This window comes from Clostridium sp., from assembly GCF_050717635.1.
Classification (GTDB): Bacteria; Bacillota; Clostridia; order Clostridiales; family Clostridiaceae; genus Clostridium_AD.
In genome coordinates this window covers 1-1,302 of sequence record NZ_JBOITO010000034.1, presented here as the reverse complement: position 1 = coordinate 1,302, position 1,302 = coordinate 1, and the positions used below count along the sequence as shown (strand labels likewise).

The following is a 1,302-nucleotide window of genomic DNA, read 5'->3' as shown; positions in this document are numbered from 1 at the left end:
AGCCTCTAAATCTTTCTTTACTGACGCTACACTTGGCATAATAAGACCTCCGTAATCCTTCATATAGTCTTATTATAACCAAATATTTAGAAAATATTAAATTTCAACATCTATCTTAAACATAGCCTATATTTAAAATCTTCAAAAGGATATGATCTTCTAAAATTCCTGAAGAACTTGTCTAAATTATCTTCTTTTTCCATTACAATTCTAGGCTTACCATACATCTCTTGCAGTGTTAATCCAAAGCTTTGTTCTTTAGTTAATACATTTGCTATGGCTTTAAGCTTTTCCAATCTTTCATCTACTACAGCTGACATAGATGATATTTCATTAGAATCTAATTGTTTTATTTCTAATGATTCAATTCTACTAGCAATAGTTGAATAGAATTGTTTTTTATCCACATCTTTATTGAACATTATCATCTTTGAATTAATTCTAGCAGAACGATTGTAAATTACATCTAAGGCTGCCTTCTTTTGAGAAACCATAAGCACTTTCTTGCCACAACTTAAATATTGTGAAATTATATTTACTATGGTCTGAGACTTACCTGTTCCTGGGGGGCCATAAATAACTAGCTGTGAATTTTCTTCTGCTCTTTTAACTGCAATTTCTTGACTATAATCCAAATCAGAAATAAAATAATAATCCTTTTCTAAAATATCTTTTCTTTCATTTTTATCAGTTACTCCCACATCTACTGAGGCTTCATCAGTTGCCTCATTTTTCAACAATTTGTACATTAGTTCATTGCTTAAATCTTTGCTTTCCATGTCCTTATAATCATTATAAATAGAGTTTGCTATATTAAAGTGACCCATTACAATATTATTCCTAATTACAAGTTCTCCTAGCCTATAATTAAGCTCAGTGTCTTTTGCAATCTCTTTAAACCTAGTTGCCTCAGATTCTGTGTAAGATATAATAACATTAACTTTTTTTAGTTCTTCAATTACACCTTTAATTAAGTCATTCCCAAAAGATAGCAAATCATCATATTCAGTTTCAACATTTGCTATCTTTTCTTCATTAAACTTTGCATATCCTATTAGAAATACCTTGTTCAACATAATTGGATAATCTACTTTGTTTTTTATGTACCATTTATCTCCTTTTTTATTAACTTCTATAGGAAAGAACAAAATCTCCCTACGGTCGAGTAAAAACCCTTATGCCAAGCAAATATGATAATCTCATCGTCCTTTGATTATCATATTTGCATCACATTCTGGGCATAGAACAATAGGACTACCACTCTTCTTGTCAAATTCCTCAGGTGTATAACATTCAAACGCA

At 30.1% G+C, this 1,302-nt stretch carries 1 protein-coding gene; it reads right to left on the bottom strand.

All coding sequences use genetic code 11. The features are described 5' to 3' along the window. Window positions 1–110: 110 nt before the first annotated feature. A complete protein-coding gene (locus tag ACREWB_RS16165) occupies window positions 111–1,148 on the bottom strand; it encodes an AAA domain-containing protein (protein ID WP_431548495.1) in 1,038 nt (345 codons plus the stop codon). Window positions 1,149–1,302 lie beyond the last annotated feature (154 nt).